Origin of the sequence: Allopseudospirillum japonicum (assembly GCF_900108915.1) — a bacterium.
GTDB lineage: Bacteria > Pseudomonadota > Gammaproteobacteria > Pseudomonadales > Halomonadaceae > Pseudospirillum > Pseudospirillum japonicum.
Window position 1 is genome coordinate 40,427 of sequence record NZ_FNYH01000001.1, and the last position, 20,561, is coordinate 60,987.

Consider the following 20,561-nt stretch of genomic DNA (forward strand, 5'->3'; position numbering starts at 1 on the left):
CAAATTCATCTTTTTTCCATATAAATTTTGTACCATACTTTTTCTAATTGGCTTAGTACAAGTGTAGCTTGCGCTAAGCCTTGATTAAATTCTCTCTGCGTAAGCCTGATATCCGATCTAAGTGCAAAAAAAATAGCATCTTTTTTTATGTTAAATTTAGAATGTACAGCAACCCAATCAAACCAAGGATTGGCATAGCTAAAATATTCAAAATCTAGTAGTATGAGCGAATTCTTCTCGCTATCATACATAATATTACCTTGATGTAAATCATGGTGTGTTACTGCAGCATTGACTTTTGGTAGTTTGTGATATTCATTAATCAAGTAATCAACTTCATGCCAATCATAGCTTGGAAGATATTTTTTGTATTCCGCGAATAATTGATAATAGTTTTTTTCTTGAGGTTCTATTGGCTTTACACACGCCAAGGCTTTTAACAAGGCAATAAAAAAACTCGTTTTTATTTTATTTTGCCGAGCCTTTTGATATAAAGGCATTAAATAAGCGCCTGCAGGTAGACAGGTGCTTTTAGGTGCATAAGCAAGTATTCTTGGTGCCCATTTGAATTTTTTTAATTGATTGAGATACTCTCTTTCCAGTTGGCGATTAACACCAAGCAAATACTTATCATCTGCATTAATACGTAACACTTTGTCTTGGTAGCACCATAACTGGTTAGTGCTTCCTTTTCTCATCGGCTGCCAAGCATTAGCAGGTATCTTCTCAATTTGCGGCATATATTTTTGACAGTTTTCGTAAACTTGTGTACAAATCTGCTGACTAAAATTTATATTATTGAACATGCTAACATAACTTTTTTAATTTATGAGGAACCTAATCTGTGTACGCCTTTTTTATCGCAATAATTACCTTATTGAGTTGGAGCCAACAGGTTGGTGCTAACGAGACTTTAGCAAAAAAAGAACTACATGTTTATACTTATGATTCTTTTATGTCTGAATGGGGCCCTGGCCCTAAGCTTGAAGCTGAATTTGAAGCCTATTGTCATTGTGATGTGAAGTTTTCCACAGCTTCTGATGGGGTTTCTCTACTCAACCGCTTACGTATGGAAGCGGGTAGTACACAAGCAGATGTCATTCTGGGCCTTGACCAATGGTTAATGCAAGCAGCTTTAGCTACAGGCTTAATTCGAGAGCACCAACTTGAGCTTAAAAATCAGTTAAAACTTACACTTCAATGGCAAAATACTTATTTTTTACCTTATGATTATGGTTACTTTGCATTTATTTATGATGAGAATAATCCCAAAGTGACTCAAGTTCCCCATTCATTGAAGGCATTACTTGAGAGTGACTCGAAAATTATTTATCAAGATCCACGGACAAGTACGCCAGGCCAAGGCCTTTTGATTTGGATGAATCAAGTCTTTCATCAAAATGTCAGTACTGCTTGGAAAAAATTAGCGCAACGCACAGTAACAGTTACACCTGGGTGGTGGGAAGCTTATTCTATGTTCCTCAAAGGTGAGGCTGATTATGTATTAAGCTACACTAGTTCTCCCTTATATCATATTTTACAAGAAAAAAAATCTAATTATAAAGCAGCTATCTTTGATGAAGGCCATCCTATGCAAATAGAGGTTGCTGCAATCACCAATAAGTCTCAGAATTTCACTCTCGCACAAATGTTTTTAAAATTTCTTCTTCGCCCTCAAATACAAGTACATCTAGCAACCAGCAATTGGATGTTCCCTGTTATTGCGGATACTATCGATTTACCAGAGCCTTTTTACCAACTCGTGATGCCCAAAGCGCTTCTTCCAGAATTAAATACAGTAGAGAATAACAAGCGTCAATGGATTCGTCAATGGCGTAGTATGACAAGCGAATAATTTTACCATGGAATACAGTTTTTTATGCTAGCTCGCTATTTTTCTTGGTTTGCCTATCTGCCGATAGGCATTATTTTACTTATGGCATTTTTAGGCTTGAGTCATTTTAACCATGATATCAGCTGGCATTTGCTGCAAGATACTTATATTATAAATATTTTATCTTTTTCCATCCAACAAGCCATTTTAAGTAGCCTAGCTTCAGTTGTTTTAGGTTATTTAAGTGCAAGAATTTTATTCTATGGTCAATGTAAAAAATTTAGGAAGATTTTTCTAAGCCTTTGCTTATTGAGCTTTATTTTGCCAAGCTTTATACTTATTAGCGGTATATTAAGTTTATTTGGTGCACAAGGCATTTTACAACCTTGGCTCCCTGCCGATTGGCAATTGTATGGTTTATCCGGAATTTTAATTGCACACCTTTGGCTAAATTTTCCTTTTGCGTTACGTATCTTTTCAATTAATTTTCAAGCCATTGATCATACAAGCTGGCAACTTGCTCGCCAATTAAAATTTAGCCGATGGCAATTATTTTGTTTATTGGAATGGCCACGTATGCGTGCCAGCTTTTTTGGCTTATTAGGACTTATTTTTTTGCTTTGTTTTAATAGCTTTGCTGTCGTGTTGACCTTAGGTGGCGGACCTAAAAGCAGCACTTTAGAAGTGGCTATTTTTCAAGCACTTAAATATGATTTCAACTTAGGTGAGGCCCTTATCTTATCTTGGCTGCAGTTTGGCATCGCTTCGCTTGCTTTTTTAATCAGTTTAAAGCTAGGGAAGCTTGTTTGGTTATCTTCCGGCGAGCATCAGGCACCTTCGATTTTTCCTGTCTCTAGATTTACTTTTTTTAGCTCACATATTTTTTATATCGGTTTATGTTTAATCATTTTGCTTCCGCTAATAGCTTTATTGATGCAAATAGAGCTATCGGATTTAGTTAACTATGCTTGGTTGTCACTTTTAGAACCGCTGGTTTATACAATCACATTAGCCGGAATCACAGCCTTGCTAGCGTTTTTAATGACCTCTTTATTTCTACCTACTTTTACTAGCACTTGGCAAAACACTAGTTATTTTTTAGCCTGCATTGGGCTCCTTACTCCTGCAATGGTAATTGCTGTAGGTGTTTATGCTTATCTTTTAGGCAAGCAAGTTTCCTGGTTCACTACACCGAGCCTGTGGATTATACTGATCAACACTTTATTAACCCTACCATATTTAGTCAATCAAGTAAGGTCACCCTATATTGTATACCACCAACACTACAATCATTTACAAAGACAGCTTAAACTCAGTTTTTTCAAGAAATTCACTATCGCCACTCAATGGCTATCACCTTATTGGTTTATTGGTACTTTAGTGACTTTCTTATTTGCACTAGGTGATGTTTCTGTTTTTGCAATTTTTGGTCAAAGTGATTCGCCAACACTCCCTTGGCTTATTTATCGCTATGCAAGCACTTATAAATTAGCAGATGCAGCAATTACTTCTTGGGTTCTCTTGTTTATCTGTATTTTATTTGTATTTTTACTCGAGCATTACCTACAGGCTAAATATGAGGTAAGCATCTATGCTAAGAATCAATCAACTTAAGTTTCAGTATAAAAAATCGGCGAACTTATTAAGTTATCATTTTTCAATAAATACGGGCAGTATTGCTATTTTACAAGGCATTAGTGGTATTGGTAAAACGACACTCTTGCATCTTATTGCGGGGTTTCTTCCTGCATCTCAAGGAGAAATCTACTGGCATCAACAAGCCTTACATAGACTACCAGTAGAAAAACGCCCTGTAAGCTTATTGTTTCAACAGAATAATTTATTTGAGCACTTAACGATTGCAGAGAATCTTCAGCTTGGACATAAGCTGCCCCCAACACAAATTCTTGCATCTTTGATACATTTAGGAGGTGATGCTCGTTGGCTCACCGCCTATCCACGCCAATTATCTGGTGGCCAACAACAACGTGTTGCTTTAGTGCGTACTTTAATGCGCCCCGAACCCCTAGTATTACTTGATGAACCTTTTAGTGAACTTGATCCACAAACACGTACTAATGCACGTCAATGGGTTGCTACCTATGCCCATACACACAAAAAAACCTTGCTATTAGTCAGTCATGATCCACAAGATATTGAACAACTCGATGCACAACCTATTTATATTACCTAAATAATAAGGAGAATCAGCTATAAGGGTAAGTTTACCGTATCAACTGCCTGTAATAACTTTTCCTCGTCTTCAAAGACGTACATTTGAGTTGTTGTTACTGACGCATGTCCCAAGAGTTTTTGAATACTCGTTAAAGGAACACCTTGACGTCTTAATTGGGTTGCATATAACTTACGCAGCCCATGCGGATGTACACTGGTCTCAAGCCCATGCGCCGCCAACCGCTGACGTAAAATATAATGCACACCGGCTCCAGTTAGCCCATGTTCCCTCAATAAGTGATCATCTTTACGAATCGCACAAAATAATGGGCCTGGCTGATCACCACGACACTGATCAATCCATCTTTGTACGCAAGACAGCACATCTTGAGGAATCGGCAACCAACGCTCTTTGTCACCCTTACCATAAACCAGCGCATACGCACGCTGATGTTGCTGTTGTGCCCAAGTTTGGCGTGTTAAGCGCACAAGTTCATTGCGCCTTAGTCCCATCCCAAGTAACACGGCAAAAATAGCTGCATCACGAATCCCTCGGCTACTAATTTCTTGCTGACAATCTGCTAAAATATGCTGAATTTGTTGATGATTTAGGGGAGCAGGTGGTCTGATACGTTGCCCAGTTTCACGTTTCACCGCTTGAATACGGCTCCAATGCTGGCTATCTATCTCGCCTCGCAAATGTAATTCTTTGGCCACCCCTCGAATCCCTGCAAGCAAGGTATTGATTGTGCTGGGTGAGGCGCCTTGCTGACGTTTTAAAGCAACTAATGCCTGCACATGCTCGCGATCCAGAGTACGCCAATCAAAATAAGCATATGCAGGTTTTTGACCTTGATTAACGCCTAAAGCACGCGCTACCCAAGCTAAAATAGAGGCCATCGTATGGCGACTTGCTAAAGATCTTAAACTCAGCAAATAAGTTTCTACCACAGGAACATAAGAGTGCTCGGTATGCGCATACATCTTAGGCGCTTGCACTAAAGATGTTAGCTTAGTGGGTACTTGTTGCGTTAGATTGGCACTTTGCCTACGGGAAATCATGAATTGCATTCTCTCAATAATAGGTAATAAATATCATCATACCTTAAGGACAAGAGTAACTTCTGCTTATGTATGCACAAGCCTGTCATAATACAGCCCCACTGACTCCCGGTTTTATGGTACTTCATAGCCATCGAATGGAAGCCCTTAGAGACCTTGTACTTGAGTGGATCAGTCAACACCCGCTCGCACCTTTAGAAAATGAGGTTTTTCTAGTTCAAAGTAATGGGATTGCACAGTGGCTCAAACTTGCATTAGCACAAGATGAAGCTTGCGGGATTGCAGCTGCAGTTGATATTCAGCTTCCCGCACGCTTTTTTTGGCAGGTTTATCGTGCTTACCTTGGTGACCGTCAAGTGCCTAAACATTCACCGATGGATAAAGCACCTTTAACTTGGCGCTTGTTCCAGCTTCTCCCTCAACTCAGTCAAGACCCTCGCTTTGCTGAACTCGAAGCACAACAAGCGCTCAACCACCAAGATGCCAATGCACGCTATGCACTTGCGCAATCTTTAGCAGATCTTTTTGATCAATATCAGGTATATCGTGCCCATTGGTTGCAAGATTGGCAACAAAATCGCTTTATTTTACAACACCCTATGCGGGCGCAAGCCTTCCCCTTGCCAGAAGAACACCAGTGGCAAGCCTATTTGTGGCAAGAAGTCCAAGCCAGCTTGCCCAAGTATGCACGTACCAATAATCGTGCTCATTTACATCAAGCTTTTTTACAAACAGCAGCTAAAGGCCATCTGCCCCTTAACAAATTACCAAGACGCGTTTTGGTCTTTGGGATCTCCTCCCTACCAGTGCAGAGTGTGCAAATTCTGCAAGCCTTGGCCAAACATCTGCAAGTGATTATTTGTGTACATAATCCTTGTCGTTTTTATTGGGGTGATTTAATCAGTGACCAAAATTTGGTTTGGCAGCTCAATAAACAAGCGCGTCGGCAAGCAGAACATCATCATGTCGCGTTAGCACCAAGCTTACCACCTTTATCAAAAGCACCTCGGCATCCGAGTAAGTTCTCTTTTCACAACTTAGCGGACCTGCACCAACACGCGCACCCTCTGCTTGCCGCTTGGGGGCGTCAAGGACGTGATTATATCCACTTATTAGAAGAAGCCGACCACAAAGAAGCCTACGCGCATTTATTCCAGCGTATTGACTTATTTGATTATCCACCTGCTGATTCTATGCTCGCTGTGATTCAAGAAGACATTCTCGAACTACGTAGCTTACAAGAGATTCAAGCACAACCTAGAAATTGGCAAGCAGCGACGGACCATTCCATTCGTTTTCATAGCGCCCACACCAAACATAGAGAAGTCGAAATTTTACAAGACCAACTCTTGGCCTTATTTCAACAACATCCAGATTTACAACCCAAGGATGTGATTGTCATGATGCCGCAAGTGGACACTTATGTGGCCGCGATTCAGGCTGTTTTCGGCCAAGTTGATCCTCAAGATCCAAGATATTTACCTTATGCTTTGGCTGACCGCCAACATGCCCAGCACCAAAATCTTATTTTAGCGCTCGAAAGCCTTCTTAATTTGCAAGAGCATAAGTGCACATTTAGCCAGCTTTTCCAATTACTAGAAGTCCCTGCCATACGTGCCCGCTTCGGTTTGCAAGAAAAAGACCTTCCTTTAATTCGCACTTGGCTAGAACAAGCAGGTGCACGCTGGGGGCTCAATGCCCATCACAGGAAGGCTTTAGGTCTACAAACCGAATTCAACCAAAATACTTGGGCCTTTGCATTGGAACGTTTATGGCTAGGTTATGCCTTAGGAGACCAAAGCCAACCTTGGCAAGGCTTGTACCCTTATGCAGATATTGGCGGCTTAGATGCCCCTGTACTTGGTTTACTCGATGCTTGGTTTCGACGCTTATTAAGCTATGTACAACATGTACAAGAAGCACGCGAACCCCAAGCTTGGGTCAGCTTTTTACATCAGGTGTTAGAGGATTTCTTTCTTGCACAAGAAAGTAGCGAGGCTCTTTTACTAGAACATTTGCATCAAACCCTAGATGCTTGGTTAGAAACTTGCCAACGGGCTGAGTTTTCTCAACCTCTGCCAATTAAGCTAGTGGCACATGTCTGGTTACAAAGCCTGCAAACCGATGGTGTCGCACAACGTTTTTTAGGGGGTGCGATTAACTTTTGTACCCTGATGCCCATGCGTGCCATCCCTTTCCAAGTGGTCTGCCTTTTAGGTATGAACGAAGCGGATTATCCAAGGCAACGCACAGTACAAGCTTTTGATTTAATGGCCTTGTATCCACAAGCAGGTGATAGAGCACGCCGCGATGATGATAGATATCTTTTTTTAGAAGCCCTGTTATCTGCGCGTCGTCATTTACATATCAGCTGGTTAGGGCGAGATGCTCAAGATAACAGCGAGCGGATGCCTTCCGTTTTGGTGGGACAATTAAGAGATTATATTCAACAAGGTTGGCAATTACCGCCAGAGTTAGCAAAACACAACAAAAGCCTACTCGATTACCTCACTTATGAACATCCGTTACAAGCGTTCAGCCCACAATACTTTCTACAAGCAGCTCATACTTGTGATCAACATAGCTTATTTAGCTATAATCCGCACTGGCGTGCTTTGTACACAGGTGAGATGCACACCCAAGGGCTGCCCCTTCCACACACTCATGCTGGATGCCTTGCTGGTGAATCCACAGAGACCAAACTCGATCTAGAAACCTTGAGCCGATTTTTTGCACACCCTGTTGATTATTTTTGTCGACATCACTTAGGCGCGCCTTTTTATTACCAAGAGTTAATTTATGAAGATCTAGAGCCTTTTACCTTAGATCCTTTACAGAACTATCAGATACGCGACTTTTTATTAAAACAGGTACTTAGCACTCTGATTGACACAAATCAGCCGCACACCTTATCTGAACCTGAACATGCACCTATCCAGCAACACCAGATCCAGCACAGTTTGCAACAAGCCCTTGATCAACTCCAAGGCCAAGGACGCTTACCTTGTTTACATTTTGCGCAGCCTTTACGTGAAGCTTTTGGTTATCAAATCACCCAGTTAGTAGAAAACTATCAAGAGGTTCGGCGCCTCTGGTTCCAGCAAGATCAGCACCCCGTGCAAGTCAGCATGGCCGCACATACCTATCAAGCAGCGGATTTAGCCGAAATTAGCTTAGAAGATGCGCCACAAGCCTATCCTGAGCTTCTTGATTGGGTGGATGCTTTACATCAAGATCACCAAGGTAAAATGGCACGTATTCACCTTTATCCACATACTCTCGCCACTAATAAAGATAAGATCTTTAAAATCAACAGTCTTGCTAGTTTTTGGCTCGAATATTTGGCACTTTGTGTACAACAGCCCCAACCAAGCTTCCATTACCTTGTACTCGCTTTAGATCAAACCCTTTGTTGGCCAGCCATGCCTCCACAACAAGCACAAGCCTTACTCCATGACATTTGCAGTGCTTGGCAATATAGCCAACACACCCCCTTGCCCTTGGCTCCCAGAAGCAGTATGACTTGGTTGCATACCTACTATCACAAGCAAGGTGATACAAACGAGGCGCTTGCGCAAGCCCGTCAGGTATATCATGCTGAAACCCAAATTTGGTCACGGCCTGAATGCGCTCCAGGAAGCGCTTTAAGTGAAATTTTTCCACACTTTGAGGACTTGCAAACCGCGGATGAGGGATTTGTCTACTGGACACAAAAGCTTTATCAACCTTTGTTTGCACACTTAAAAAAGTCTCTCCCTCTGACCCAACTTTTGCATTGCAATAAGGATGCCTAAAACATGCAAACGCTTGATCCTATGAGCCTTCCCCTACAAGGGGTACGTTTTATTGAAGCCAGTGCAGGGACGGGTAAAACTTGGACGCTGGCCGCCTTATATGTGCGCCTGATTTTGGCACATGGACAAGCACAAGACGGTCACCAACCTTTGCTGCCCCCAGAAATTTTAGTAGTCACTTTTACCCGTGCGGCAACTCAAGAAGTCCGTGAGCGTATTCGGCGGCGTTTATTAGAAGCGGCTGCCTATTTTCAAACAGCAACAGCGCCTGCAGATGCTTTCTTATCGGCATTAAAAACCAGTTTCCCCACCGAGCAACATGCTCAATGCGCGCAAACGCTATCTTTAGCCGCTGATTGGATGGACCAAGCACGCATCACCACCATTCATGCTTGGTGCCAGCAGGTATTACAAGAATATGCACTGACCAGTGGCCAATTAGAGGCCTTCAATATCACTGAAGAAGAAGATATTTTATATCTAGAAGCCAGTCGTGATTATTGGCGGCGTTATTATTACCCCCTCAACCCAGAGTTAGCCGCCTGGATCAGTCAAGTATTTACTGATCCAGAAAAATTATTAAAACAAGCTAAACCATTAATTTCGCGTCATCTTGTGCATATCCATTACCAAGGCAAGGCTATGCCACAAGTAGTTGACTTTGAAGATATCGTGAATCAACAAAATTGCTGGCTGCACAACTTAGAAACTGAATTGACCTCTGTATGTCGCTTGTTTTCACAGCAACATACTGAAATTCAGCAGTTACTGACAGAAAAACTCCCTGATCTCAATCTAAAATTTTATCAAAAATGGCCAAAACCCTTTTTAGATTTACAAAGTATTTTAGCGCAAAAAAATTTATTTAAAGGTCAGGACACCCACCTAAAAATTCTTAAAAAATTTAGCGCTTCTGGCATCCAAGTAAAGAAAGATAAAAAAGTACCTCAACATCCCTTTTTTGATGCCATGGATCGGCTCGTGGCTGTCTTAGAAGCAAATCCCCAGTTGGACGCCTTATTTCAACTTCACGCTGCTTACGGGATTGAACAAGAATTTGTAAAAATTAAAAAGCATTTAAATGTTAAAACGTTTCAAGATTTAATCCAAGAACTGGCCTCCCTCATCCAACAACCGGAAAACCAAGGGCTCGCTTATCAGCTAGCGCAGCAATATCCCGCTGCCCTAATTGATGAATTTCAAGATACAGATGCATTACAGTATCAGATTTTTAAATCCATTTATTTCGAACGCCCTAACACCACCTGTATTTTGATTGGTGACCCGAAACAAGCAATTTATGCGTTCCGCAATGCAGATATTTATACTTATTTAAATGCACGTCATGCAGTCGCTGATTACGCTTATACTCTGGGAACTAACTTTCGTTCGGCTAAAAACCTAGTTGAAGGGATCAACCAAATTTTTACGCGAGCACAGAAGTATCCACAAGGTGCTTTTAAGATCGCCTCTTCGCAGCTAGGCCAAGGGCTAGACTTTCATCCAGTTCAAGCGGCCGATACCTTGTACCAATGGCAATACCTTGACCAAGCACCTCCAGCACCCATCCATTTTTGGCATTTACCCAGCCAAGGCGCTACTTGTAGTCTCAAGCATTATCAAGAGGTACTTGCAGAGTATTGCGCATATCAAATTTATCAGTTACTTAGCCAAAGTCAGGATGGCAAAACTTATTTACAAAATAGTCAAAATGGCGATAAAAAAAGGATTCAAGCTAAAGATATTGCTATTTTAGTGCATGATTATAAAGAGGCGCAAAAAATCCGCCAAGCTCTGTATCAGTATCATATTAAGGCACTCTATGTTTCTGAGCGCCAATCAATTTATAATACGCAAGAAGCGCATCAATTAAGGTACTGGTTAAGAGCCATCCACGAACCTTATCAGGAAGCTTATATTAAAGTTGCTTTAGTCAGCCTATTATCTAACTGGCATGCACTACAGGCATTACAAACTGATGATTTAGCTTGGGAACAACATTTATATGCTTTTCGCCGCTATCATAAAATTTGGTTAAAAGAAGGTATTTTGCCTACCTTGCAGGCCTTATATCAAGATTACCGTCTCGCTGAACGTTATCTCCATAAAGTACAACAAGGCGAACGTGCACTAACAAATTTTTTACATCTTGCTGAACTTTTACAAGAAGCTTCTCTAGAAATTGAAACCCCTTGGGGATTATTACAATATTTAGACATGCAAATTCATCAAGCACAACAAGCACGTGCCAATAGCGAACATTTATTACGTTTAGAAAGCGATGCTAATTTAGTGCAGATTGTCACCTTGTATAAATCTAAGGGTCTCGAGTATCCTTTTGTATTTATTCCTTTTGCTTGCCATAAAATCAAGGATAAAAATCAGGAAGTTTATTTTTATCATAATACGCAAGGCCAGCTGGTTGGTGATTTTAACACTAAAACTAATGAAATAGCTAAACAAGCCGCTTTTGAAGAACATTTACAAGAGCAAATTCGCTTACTTTATGTGGGGATGACACGTGCTATTTATGGTCTTTTTTTAGGGGTGGCCAATATTGCCGAGAAAAAAAATTCAATATCTAGTATTTTGCACCAAACCGCTTTTGGTTATTTACTTGCAGGAACGCCTCACAAAGCGATGACAGAGGCTGATTTAACCCAGTCTTTGCACCAGCTGACCACACAAAACCCCCACTTGTTTGCGCATTATCAGGTACCTGAGCAAGTGCCTCTCGAAGGAAAATATCAGCCAGAAAACCCCAATATGCAGCTTAAGCCGGCCCCGTTAATCAATCATCAAGCGCGTACCCCTTGGTGGATCGCTAGTTATAGTGCTTTGGTCCCTGTAAAAGACAAAGATACTTTACCGGATGAGGTAACAGAAATAGCCGCCTATCCCTTAGATGAAGAAGCCTTACAAGCCTTGCGACATCCGAACCTGCCGTTGTTGACCCAAGATGGATTAGCATTTGCTGACGAAGATTTTCAGCTCGATACTGAGATAGAAACACCTATCAACCCACAGCTCATTCACTATATACACTGGTTTCCGCGCGGCCCACGTCAAGGCACTTTTTTACATGAAGTTTTGGAAGCGGCAACCAAGGAGGGCTGGGCACAGATGGCTAGCCAAAGCCCAGTGCGCCGCCAGCTAGTGCAATGGCGTTGCCAGTCTAAGGGGCTAGAGGCTTGGGTCCCTGTCTTAGATGCTTATCTTTATCAATTTGCACGAACTTACTTACCTGCACCAAAACACCAACAGAGTTTACAGGATTTGCAGGATATCCCTTTAACCCATATTCAACATTGGCAAACTGAGATGGAGTTTTGGTTAACCTGCCACCAAGTGCGGATACAAGAAATCGATGCTTGGGCTACGCAAGCGCTTTGGCCAGGACATCCACGCCCCAGAGTGCAACCTGTTTTTTTGCAAGGTATGTTCAAAGGGTACATTGATTTAGTTTTCGAGCATCAGGGTAAATATTTTATTATTGATTACAAATCCAATTGGTTGGGGCAAGACGCCAGCGCGTACACCCATGAGGCGCTCATTCAGGCATTAATGCAACACAGGTATGATTTGCAATACCTTTTTTATACCCTTGCTTTGCATCGGCTGTTAAAATCTCGCCATCCTCATTATGATTATGATCTGCACTTTGGTGGTGTTTATTACTGGTTTATTCGTGCGCTTGATGCGCCGCATCAAGGCCTGATTTATGACAAACCGCCACGCGATCTTATCGAACGTTTGGATGCTTATTTCCGTGCCTAACTGAGAGCATCATCTGCTATGTCTTCCACTCCACAAATTCAACAACTGCATTGGCAAGGACAAGTCCAATCCACACACGCAGGCATGAAGGCGGTCGATTATCTCCACCAGCAAACGCAGATTAGCAAGGTCAAACTCAAAGATGCTCTTGCCAAGGGAGCTTGTGTCTATTTACAGCCCAAAGCGGGCAAATCTACATGGAAGCCACTGCGGCGTGCGAGTCGTTTGTTAAATACGGGTGATCAACTCAAACTGGCTTACGATGCACAAATTCTTGCATTAACGCCACCACAACCAGAATGTTTATATCGCCACAAGGCGTATAGTCTCTGGTTTAAACCAGCGGGTTTGTTATCACAAGCGAGCCTCTATGGTGATCACTGTACCTTATTACGTCAGGCAGAGTTACAACTTGGCCATTCACTTTGGCTCACGCAACGCCTTGACCGTGAAGCCAGTGGTTTAATTTTGCTGGCGCATCAAACCCAAGCTGCCGCCCAGATTAATCGCTTGTTACAAACACGGCAACTCGCTAAAACTTATCATGTACAGGTACAGGGTCTTTGTGCGCTGCAAACCCCTATCACTTTAGAACACCCTTTAGATGGCAAAACCGCGATCACCCATCTACAAGGCCTGCAAACGACCCCAGAAGGCAATACTTGGTTATCTGTGCGGATCGAAACCGGCCGCAAACACCAAATCCGCCGCCATCTTGCACATTATGGCCATCCTGTCCTCGGCGATCCTAGATATGGATCCGCCCCACATCCACAAGGTTTACAATTACAGGCAATCGCCCTTAAGCTGCCTTGGCAAAAACAAAATTACCACTTTCAATTAGCGGAACTTGCCCCACACTTGGCTATTTTCCCATCTCTTAAGTAAGGCTTTGTATGGAATATCCACATTTTATTGCGCTTGATATGCTCACCCAAGATGAGGATACCTACCCTATCGGTATTGCTTGGTCTTTAACCGATGGCCAGATTAAAAGTACCTTGATTGCGCCCGATGATCTTTGGCAAGCTTGGCCATCCAGCGTGGCACAAGATCTAGGTTACAGTCGCGACCAGTTACTGATTCATGGGGTACCTTGCGCCGAAGTCATCCGTGAACTCGATTACGATGTGCATACAGATCAACTTTGGGTGGGTACGGAACTGAGTATGCAAGCCCACGGTTTACATCAGATTTATATGAGTTGCCAAGTCGAATGCCCTTGGCATTTAGAAGAGGCTAGTCAATTATATCCAGAATACACAGAAGCCGAATTGTTGGATGAACTGCAACATCTTGCTGAGCTACAACAACTCGACCTTAGATATGCAGAAGCCCAAGTCCAAGCTTGGTTGCACCTACATGCTCATTTGCACAGACAAACTTGGGATGCTTAATCCTTAATCGCTAAACAAGCCTGTGCTTGCTGGTACAAGCGCACGTGTGCCGGTAGCGTCAAGCCGACTTGTTTAGCACAAGCGAGTACATAAGCACTGATATAAGCTAATTCAGTCGGACGCCCCGCCCGCTGATCTTGCAACATAGAAGAAATATTGCCCGCAGTGGCTTGGATCACCTCTTGTACACAAGTTTGCAGATCGGTACAAGGAAGCTGGATGGCTAAGCTTTGCAATAAAGTTTGCAGCTCTTCAACTAAAAGACGTACCTGAGGCAGATGCTGCATCAGTTCACCATTGGGGCAGTTATAAATGAGGGTTAATGGATTAATCACAGCATTAATGGCCAATTTTTGCCATAGCCAAGGATGAATATCTTGCGCATAAATGCATTTTAAATGGGCAGTAGGCCAAGTACGTACCCAAGCTTGCGCAGCATCTTGGGCTTTAGTTTGCTCTGGATCAAAAGCTCCTAAACGCAATACACCACGTCCTGCATGAACTGGGCTGAAAGGTGCTTTTAGATAAGCGCCTTCAGTCACACTTGCGGCCAAAACAAGATGTTGCCCCCCTAAATATTGGGCAACGGCCTGCTGGCTCCCCATACCATTTTGCAGTAAAAGCACAGGCACTTGGGGCGGTAATTGTGGCGCTAATGCTTGCACACTTGCCAACGCATCCTGCGCTTTAGTAGCAAGGATAATCCCGCAAAATGTTGCGGCCCAAGTGGGGGCTTGTTGCCGCCAAGCAGGCGTATCTAAGGCTTGCACCTGTATCGATTCTTGGGTGCCATCGATACGGGTATAGGCCAATTCACGAGTTTGTATATTGGCTTGCGTATCACGTACCAAGAGGTACACTTGCTGCTGTGCACGTGCAAGTTCAGCTGCATATAAACAACCCAAAGCCCCTGCCCCAACAATTAAATACTTACTCATTCTAATCACGCCTCATCCAAAATACCTAACTCCTGCGCCCACAGTGTCAGGGCGTTTTGTATATCCTCTTTTGCCGCTACCGCAATCACCTCAATCCGCTGCATAGACGATAGGGGACTTGATTTTTCTAACGGCAACACATCCAGTTGATATTCTGCACCGACAGCCTGCAGATGATAACAAGCCTGCATATTAGACAAACGTGCTTTTACACGAATGTGCGTTCCCCATGTTTTTTGCTGTTGCTGATACCAAGTTTGCCAACTCGCAGCCAGCTGCTCCCTTGAAAGCGTCAGCCTCACCGTGCTTGTTATCGAGGCTGCTTGATACGCAGAAGATGATGAAGCTGAAATGATAGGAGAAAATAAAGGTGTAGGTGCCTTGTTTGCCTCCTGCACTGCCGGTTGCATCAGCCATTGGAGATGCACACGGCCTTGGCTTACCAGATAACATGGCTTATCGGCTAAACCTGCACGCATTTGCCAAGCTTGTAAGTTTTGGTAATCTTCTGCTTGGTATACATCGGTTTTATTAGCCACTAAGCAATCGGCTGCTTGTACTTGCCCAATCCATAATGGATGCTGTGCATATTGAGTCAACTGACGCGCATCAACCAAGGTCATTACACTTTGAAGATCAAGGACTTGTGCATACTCTGGCCCAGTGAGCAGGTGTTTAAGCTCTCGTGTATGGCTTAAGCCTGTGGCTTCAATCAACACACGATCTGGTCGTGTTTGCCGCAGTAAGCGGTTCAGGGCAACTTTAAAAGGTAAGTTTGCCAAGCAACAAGCACAGCCACCGGCCACTTCTGCAAAGGTTACTTTGGCATCTTGGGGCACTTGATCTTGCAACAAAAGGGCATCCATACCCGCAGGTGCAAACTCATTAATTAACACCGCCCAGACTTCCTCAGGTGGTTGTTGCTGTATTAAAGCAAGCAGTGCGCTACTTTTACCCACGCCCAAGATGCCACTAATAAGGTGTGTGGGGATATGTGCTAAAGGCTTATAAGCCATGGATACGCTTCCTTAATTAAGTCGCTTGACTAACGATCGTCGAAAGCAATACCTATCTTTCTCACCTGTTGGTCTAGGGCTTCTAATAAAGCCAGATCCCCGCGCTCACGCCACCAGAGTGTTAAAGCCGCACTGCCCAGTTCCACCGCATCAATTTGTACGGGCAATTGTTGTAAACAAGTTTGTATCTGTGGGAACCAAGCTGCAGGGATATCCTGTTCACGTCCACGGATTAAATAAAAATCTTGCTGATTTTGTGGTCCCTCTTGATCTGCATCCCAACATAGATCTTCGAAGGCTTGTGGACGTACCCATAACACAGGCATCATACGGGCTTCGCGTACATCAGTACGCATCCAACGATAGGCAATGAAAGGAATTTCTTGTCCTTGTAAATTTAATTTCTCTAAACGGACCTTCACGCCTAAACTCATGGCATGTCGCCTTAGTTCCATTTGCATTCTTTGGCGACCTGATGGCAACAACCAAAAAATAGGACTAATGACCAAAGTCGCCGCCAGCACCAGTATCCAAGTTAATTCCATACAAAATTCTCTTTTATTACCCTAAAACCTAGTTTTATTTAATTTATATACTTGAAATACAAGTAAAAACATCACACTATATCCATACTTTTTTCAAATTTCATAGAATAACATTCCGCATTACTTACGTCATTTATGGTCGCTTTATGTTTGCATTGCTCACTTAATGTATTCAGGATACAAAAACAGGTAAACAGGGTATAATTTGTCAATTTAACGCCTTGTGATTGATGTTAGGTGTCACAGGTTTAACCACATCCGGACACATTCAGCTGCCGCAGTGGACGCGCGGTTACCGGATGCTGACTCCCTTTATAGAATCACTGGAGAGTTCGCATGAGTAAACTGCTCAATAGCGTCAACCAACGCACTCAATTAGCGGGTGAAAACCGATTAGAGCTTTTGCTTTTCCGGTTAGAAAACCGCCAGTTATACGGTATTAATGTGTTTAAGGTCAAAAAGATTATGCCCTGTCCACATTTAACCCAAATGCCTTACCATCATCCCATCACACTTGGTGTTGCCAATACCATGGATGGCCCTTTGCCCATTCTTGATTTGCTCAACGCCATAGGCACACGTCCTTCACAACGTGTGAAGGGGAATAATGTGATTGTGACTGAATATAATCGACGCCTCCAAGGCTTTTTAGTCGATAAAGTCGAGCATATTATTAATATTGAGTGGAGTGCCATCCACCCACCACCCAAGGGCGTCGGCAAAGATCATTACTTAACAGCGATTTCACGTCATAATAATGAGATTGTAGAAATCATTGATGTAGAAAAAATCATTGCCGAAATTTCCCCCGCTAATGAAGAGCTCACCAGTGAGTTAGGGGAAAGTTTAACGACAAGTACGATGGAAGTCCCTCGCCATGTGCTTGTGGTGGATGATTCTGTGGTCGCGCGCAACCAAATCAAAAAATGTTTGGAATCTGTTAATTTTACCACCACCTTGCTAAAAAACGGTGCTGAAGCTCACCAACATTTGCAACAAATGGTTGCCGAAGGCCGCCGCCCTCAAGATGAATACTTGATGATGATTTCAGATATTGAAATGCCAGAAATGGATGGCTACACCCTCACACGGAAAGTCAAAGAAGATGCGAATTTAAAAAGCTTCTATGTGCTATTGCACACTTCTTTATCAGGTGTTTTCAATAAAAATATGGTACAAAAAGTCGGCGCGAATGATTTTTTAGCGAAGTTTGATGCGAACGAGCTTGCCAACGCGGTATTACGTCGCTTGGAAATTAAACAGGAAGATACGGCTATACACTAAATAGCAAAAAGCCCTCACTTTAAGGAGCGAGGGCGTTCTTATTTTTACACTGTGACCTTTTTTTTATGGGTCTAGAGAAGCGATTTCCGCTTGAATTTCTGCCAGAGCTTGCATGGGATCAGGCGCTGCCGTAATAGGACGACCAATCACCAAGTAATCACTTCCTGCAGCCAAGGCTTGCGCTGGGGTTAACACACGTTTTTGATCACCTAAGGCTGCATGTGCAGGACGTATGCCTGGGGTCACCAACAAAAAGTCCTTCCCTTGTTGCGCTTTAAGCACACTGGCTTCTTGTGCTGAGCATACAACCCCAGCAAGACCCGCTTGTGCGGTTAAATGTGCCAGACGTTGTACTTGTTCATCCAAGGTTGCTTGAATACCTAAAGCTTGCAAATCTTCCGCTTGCATACTCGTTAGCACAGTCACCGCAATTAAATGGGTTTTCAGGTGAGCCTTTTGTAAGGCTTCTGCTGCTGCTTGCATCATACGCAAGCCACCGCTTGCATGCACATTCACCATCCATACTCCCTGTTCCGCAGCCGCTAATACAGCTTGCGCACAGGTATTGGGAATATCATGAAATTTGAGATCTAAAAAAATCTCAAATCCCAATTGATGTAACACCTCTAAAATCTGTGGGCCGGCACGCGTAAATAGCTCTTTACCTACTTTCACACGACACTGCCGTGGATCTAACTGGGCAGCTAAAGCAAGCGCATCTTTTGCATTGGCATAGTCTAGAGCCACAATAATTGGGGAATTTGCGTCTAACAAAGTCTGGTCCTTTCTCATCTAATCTTTGAAAATAATGCGCTAATTAACGACCTAAAACGGCATCTGCAACAAAAGGATTGGTAGCCCGCTCTTGTGCAAAGGTAGATTCTGGACCGTGCCCTGGGATAAAAGTCAGATTACCTAACGGCCAAAGTTGCTCGCGAATCGAATTTAATAGCGTTTGATGATCACCACGCGGGAAATCCGTGCGTCCAATCGAGCCAGCAAACAAGACGTCACCCACAAATGCCCTTTGTCTCCCCTGATGCACAAAGACAACATGCCCTGGGGTATGTCCTGGGCAATGTAAAACATCTAAAGTTGCTTGACCAAGCTGCACTTGATCACCTTGAGTTAACCAACGTGTTGGCTGAAAATGTTTTGCTGGCGGGAAGCCAAACATTTGGCTTTGTTGTGGTAGTCCTTGAATCCAAAAATCATCTTCTTGATGTGGGCCTTCAATCGGAAGATCATATTGTTCTGCCAACTCACCGGCTGCACCTGCATGATCAATATGTGCATGAGTAATCAATAGCTTAGTGAGATTCACGCCCTCTTCGGCCACTGCTGCCAAAAGCTTTTGAATATCACCACCTGGGTCAATAATCGCAGCTTCTTTCGTCTGGGTGCACCAAATCAGACTCGCATTTTGTGCAAAAGGGGTCACAGGAATCACTCGATACTGAATTTCGCTCACGAAAGCATCTCCTCATTTATGCCGTATTTTGTTAGCATGGCGCGTGTTTACTTAAAGTTACTTAAGCCATTAGGATACCATGATGATGCGGTTGCTATTTTTAAGCTGGATTTTATTTGTCAGTAGTGCATTGAGTGCTTGCTACTCGCTCAACCCAGATCAACTCACACCTTATGAGCAAGCAAGACTTGCCTGTACTTTGGAAACAGGACAACAAGAACAGGGATTGATCATTATGAGCGGCGATTTAGCCCGTGTCGAAGACGATTTTGATCGCCGCCAGCTAGATTATCACGCATGTCTGATGGCACGCGGTTTTTAGCCTGTTAGATGCCGTAGACTAGAATAAATACGCTGCTAACTTGTGTTTCAGAGCCTCTAGATCTAAATCATCATGCGTTAATGTCAAAGCTTGATAACCATCCCCAGAGAATCTGCGGTCTAATTCGAGCAGCACATGAGTTCTTTCTTCTTCTGGAATCATAGAAACTTCGACCTCTTGTAAGCGCCAGCTCGTACTTGCAGAAGGCGAATATTCTAATTCCTGATAACAGCCACTCACGCTTTCAAAGTTTGGACCCCGTAAATACCCCTTCTCCACATCAGCACTTTTTAAATTAAAACCTAAATGTTGCATTGCCTCCAATAATTTACACATTACCGGCGTAGGCTCAATATGTAAGTAATCTTTATCTTCAGCATCTAATGCATAATCAATTTCCAAATCCGTACCTAGCCAAACTTTGGTACGGTTATGATAAGTATTTAATGAAGTGATGGGTGTTTCTGGATGGATGCGGATTTCAAATGGAAAAATACGTTCTTCATGCTCACCCAGCTTAAAGCGTTCATTTAACTCCCAACTTTCAATGCAATAATTTTGCAGAAATTCTTGATCTTCTCCTTCTACCTCCACTTGCGTCATTAAACGTAATTTAAGCCCTTCAATTTCTTGTTCTACATCCCCTCCACGGATAATAACTTCACCTTGCACCCACTCTCCTGGCATTAAGCAAGTTTTGTGCAATACTGTATCGACTTCCGCACCACCTACCCCAATTTTTGCTAAGATTTTCTTAAACATAGACTGCCTCCCACGGCTTTATCTTGAGCAGATGACTTTACCCCAAGTCTAAAAAAATTGCATCCTAGGCAAGGAGACTTCTTTAGCAAGAACGACATAAGCCTATTTTCTACTAGGCGCTTGCGCACTTGTCTGATAGAAGTCAATTTATTTACCCTTGTCAAACTAGGGTATAAAGCTTGAT

17 protein-coding genes are annotated in these 20,561 nt (G+C 43.0%); 9 read left to right on the plus strand and 8 right to left on the minus strand.

Annotation, left to right across the window (positions count from 1 at the left end):
* Positions 1-5: 5 nt before the first annotated feature.
* Positions 6-806, minus strand: coding sequence for a phosphotransferase (locus BMX05_RS00150; RefSeq protein WP_093307636.1), 801 nt, complete (start codon positions 804-806; stop codon positions 6-8).
* A 38-nt stretch (positions 807-844) separates the two neighbouring features.
* On the opposite strand from BMX05_RS00150, the gene thiB reads away from it, so the two are divergent.
* From thiB to BMX05_RS00165, 3 genes are all read left to right on the plus strand, one after another.
* Complete coding sequence (gene thiB / locus BMX05_RS00155; RefSeq protein WP_218138952.1) at positions 845-1,855, plus strand: thiamine ABC transporter substrate binding subunit; 1,011 nt, start codon at positions 845-847, stop codon at positions 1,853-1,855.
* Positions 1,856-1,984: 129 nt separating this feature from the next.
* On the plus strand, positions 1,985-3,448 hold the full coding sequence (locus BMX05_RS00160) for an ABC transporter permease subunit (RefSeq protein WP_177166719.1): 1,464 nt from the start codon (positions 1,985-1,987) through the stop codon (positions 3,446-3,448).
* Positions 3,426-4,028 (plus strand): ATP-binding cassette domain-containing protein, encoded by a 603-nt coding sequence (locus BMX05_RS00165; protein WP_093307640.1) that lies wholly within the window; start codon positions 3,426-3,428, stop codon positions 4,026-4,028. Before BMX05_RS00160 ends, BMX05_RS00165 begins: the two co-directional genes overlap by 23 nt.
* 17 nt (positions 4,029-4,045) lie before the next feature.
* Here BMX05_RS00165 and BMX05_RS00170 read toward each other — a convergent pair whose 3' ends face one another.
* Positions 4,046-5,071: a tyrosine-type recombinase/integrase gene (locus BMX05_RS00170; RefSeq protein ID WP_177166720.1), complete on the minus strand. Its 1,026-nt coding sequence runs from the start codon at positions 5,069-5,071 to the stop codon at positions 4,046-4,048.
* A 68-nt stretch (positions 5,072-5,139) separates the two neighbouring features.
* Between BMX05_RS00170 and recC the strand changes: the two genes are divergently transcribed.
* Genes recC through BMX05_RS00190 form a run of 4 tightly spaced genes read left to right on the plus strand, consistent with a single transcriptional unit; the run spans position 5,140 to position 14,039 of the window.
* On the plus strand, positions 5,140-8,865 hold the full coding sequence (gene recC, locus BMX05_RS00175) for an exodeoxyribonuclease V subunit gamma (protein ID WP_093307645.1): 3,726 nt from the start codon (positions 5,140-5,142) through the stop codon (positions 8,863-8,865).
* Between the two features lie 3 nt (positions 8,866-8,868).
* Entirely contained in the window at positions 8,869-12,642 is a 3,774-nt protein-coding gene (gene recB, locus BMX05_RS00180) for an exodeoxyribonuclease V subunit beta (RefSeq protein WP_093307648.1), read from the plus strand.
* Between the two features lie 18 nt (positions 12,643-12,660).
* Positions 12,661-13,530: a pseudouridine synthase gene (locus BMX05_RS00185; protein ID WP_093307651.1), complete on the plus strand. Its 870-nt coding sequence runs from the start codon at positions 12,661-12,663 to the stop codon at positions 13,528-13,530.
* 8 nt (positions 13,531-13,538) lie between these two features.
* Positions 13,539-14,039, plus strand: coding sequence for a hypothetical protein (locus tag BMX05_RS00190; protein WP_093307653.1), 501 nt, complete (start codon positions 13,539-13,541; stop codon positions 14,037-14,039).
* Here the strand turns inward: BMX05_RS00190 and BMX05_RS00195 are convergent.
* The 3 genes from BMX05_RS00195 to BMX05_RS00205 are packed head-to-tail and all read right to left on the minus strand — an operon-like array spanning position 14,036 to position 16,538.
* Complete coding sequence (locus tag BMX05_RS00195; RefSeq protein ID WP_093307656.1) at positions 14,036-14,977, minus strand: ketopantoate reductase family protein; 942 nt, start codon at positions 14,975-14,977, stop codon at positions 14,036-14,038. The two genes, BMX05_RS00190 and BMX05_RS00195, sit on opposite strands and share 4 nt — an antisense overlap.
* Positions 14,978-14,982: 5 nt before the next feature.
* On the minus strand, positions 14,983-15,993 hold the full coding sequence (locus tag BMX05_RS00200; RefSeq protein WP_093307658.1) for a CobW family GTP-binding protein: 1,011 nt from the start codon (positions 15,991-15,993) through the stop codon (positions 14,983-14,985).
* 29 nt (positions 15,994-16,022) lie between these two features.
* Complete coding sequence (locus BMX05_RS00205; RefSeq protein ID WP_093307661.1) at positions 16,023-16,538, minus strand: hypothetical protein; 516 nt, start codon at positions 16,536-16,538, stop codon at positions 16,023-16,025.
* Between the two features lie 336 nt (positions 16,539-16,874).
* Here BMX05_RS00205 and BMX05_RS00210 point away from each other — a divergent pair, with 336 nt between their 5' ends.
* Positions 16,875-17,822, plus strand: a complete 948-nt coding sequence (locus BMX05_RS00210; RefSeq protein ID WP_093307663.1) for a chemotaxis protein CheV — start codon at positions 16,875-16,877, stop codon at positions 17,820-17,822.
* Between the two features lie 63 nt (positions 17,823-17,885).
* On the opposite strand, the gene pyrF is transcribed toward BMX05_RS00210, so the two are convergent.
* Together pyrF and BMX05_RS00220 are read right to left on the minus strand one after the other, a co-directional pair.
* Positions 17,886-18,596: an orotidine-5'-phosphate decarboxylase gene (pyrF, locus tag BMX05_RS00215; RefSeq protein ID WP_245710349.1), complete on the minus strand. Its 711-nt coding sequence runs from the start codon at positions 18,594-18,596 to the stop codon at positions 17,886-17,888.
* 43 nt (positions 18,597-18,639) lie between these two features.
* Positions 18,640-19,284 (minus strand): MBL fold metallo-hydrolase, encoded by a 645-nt coding sequence (locus BMX05_RS00220; protein ID WP_093308332.1) that lies wholly within the window; start codon positions 19,282-19,284, stop codon positions 18,640-18,642.
* A gap of 91 nt (positions 19,285-19,375) precedes the next feature.
* Between BMX05_RS00220 and BMX05_RS00225 the strand changes: the two genes are divergently transcribed.
* On the plus strand, positions 19,376-19,615 hold the full coding sequence (locus BMX05_RS00225; protein ID WP_093307668.1) for a hypothetical protein: 240 nt from the start codon (positions 19,376-19,378) through the stop codon (positions 19,613-19,615).
* Between the two features lie 18 nt (positions 19,616-19,633).
* Here the strand turns inward: BMX05_RS00225 and BMX05_RS00230 are convergent, their stop codons facing one another.
* Entirely contained in the window at positions 19,634-20,377 is a 744-nt protein-coding gene (locus BMX05_RS00230) for a sporulation protein (RefSeq protein WP_093307671.1), read from the minus strand.
* Positions 20,378-20,561: the final 184 nt, after the last annotated feature.

What these genes read in the sequence shown, in the direction of transcription:
- BMX05_RS00210 (WP_093307663.1), top strand. Translation starts at nt 16,875, where the DNA reads ATGAGTAAACTGCTCAATAGCGTCAACCAACGCACTCAATTAGCGGGT.
- BMX05_RS00185 (WP_093307651.1), top strand. Translation starts at nt 12,661, where the DNA reads ATGTCTTCCACTCCACAAATTCAACAACTGCATTGGCAAGGACAAGTC.
- BMX05_RS00150 (WP_093307636.1), bottom strand. Translation starts at nt 806, where the DNA reads ATGTTCAATAATATAAATTTTAGTCAGCAGATTTGTACACAAGTTTAC.
- BMX05_RS00205 (WP_093307661.1), bottom strand. Translation starts at nt 16,538, where the DNA reads ATGGAATTAACTTGGATACTGGTGCTGGCGGCGACTTTGGTCATTAGT.
- recC (WP_093307645.1), top strand. Translation starts at nt 5,140, where the DNA reads ATGTATGCACAAGCCTGTCATAATACAGCCCCACTGACTCCCGGTTTT.
- BMX05_RS00230 (WP_093307671.1), bottom strand. Translation starts at nt 20,377, where the DNA reads ATGTTTAAGAAAATCTTAGCAAAAATTGGGGTAGGTGGTGCGGAAGTC.
- BMX05_RS00170 (WP_177166720.1), bottom strand. Translation starts at nt 5,071, where the DNA reads ATGATTTCCCGTAGGCAAAGTGCCAATCTAACGCAACAAGTACCCACT.
- BMX05_RS00200 (WP_093307658.1), bottom strand. Translation starts at nt 15,993, where the DNA reads ATGGCTTATAAGCCTTTAGCACATATCCCCACACACCTTATTAGTGGC.
- BMX05_RS00190 (WP_093307653.1), top strand. Translation starts at nt 13,539, where the DNA reads ATGGAATATCCACATTTTATTGCGCTTGATATGCTCACCCAAGATGAG.
- BMX05_RS00195 (WP_093307656.1), bottom strand. Translation starts at nt 14,977, where the DNA reads ATGAGTAAGTATTTAATTGTTGGGGCAGGGGCTTTGGGTTGTTTATAT.
- BMX05_RS00225 (WP_093307668.1), top strand. Translation starts at nt 19,376, where the DNA reads ATGATGCGGTTGCTATTTTTAAGCTGGATTTTATTTGTCAGTAGTGCA.
- BMX05_RS00165 (WP_093307640.1), top strand. Translation starts at nt 3,426, where the DNA reads ATGCTAAGAATCAATCAACTTAAGTTTCAGTATAAAAAATCGGCGAAC.
- recB (WP_093307648.1), top strand. Translation starts at nt 8,869, where the DNA reads ATGCAAACGCTTGATCCTATGAGCCTTCCCCTACAAGGGGTACGTTTT.